Origin of the sequence: Thermogymnomonas acidicola (assembly GCF_014646795.1) — an archaeon.
Classification (GTDB): domain Archaea; phylum Thermoplasmatota; class Thermoplasmata; order Thermoplasmatales; family Thermoplasmataceae; genus Thermogymnomonas; species Thermogymnomonas acidicola.
In genome coordinates, this window is sequence record NZ_BMNY01000006.1 from 637 (window position 1) to 979 (window position 343).

Below are 343 nucleotides of genomic sequence, written 5' to 3' on the forward strand. Positions count from 1 at the left end.
ATGTGTATAGTCACTCATTACATTTTTCGCATGATCGTGCAGTTTAGCTAATTTCCTTCTAGCCTTCTCATGGTTCCTCGACCCCCTCTTCCTGGATAATGACCTTTGCAGGATCTTTATCCTCCTCTCAACCTCATCAAAAGATTTAGGGTTCTCTATCACCACACCGTCTGAAGTAGTTACCAGCCTGTCAGCTCCCAGATCTATCCCCACCACTTTTCCAGTTTTCTCGAAAGGTGTCCTTTCAACCTCAGCCTGAAATATCGCACACCAACCAGTGGCACTCCTCCTTATTATTACTCACTTTACCTCACCTTCCAGAGGTCTGTGGAATGGGACTCTG

Annotated in this window: 1 pseudogene; it reads right to left on the minus strand. The window is 45.8% G+C overall.

Features of this window, described 5'->3' with window-relative positions:
- Window positions 1-343 (minus strand): annotated as a pseudogene (locus tag IEW66_RS08705) (transposase); the annotation flags it as partial.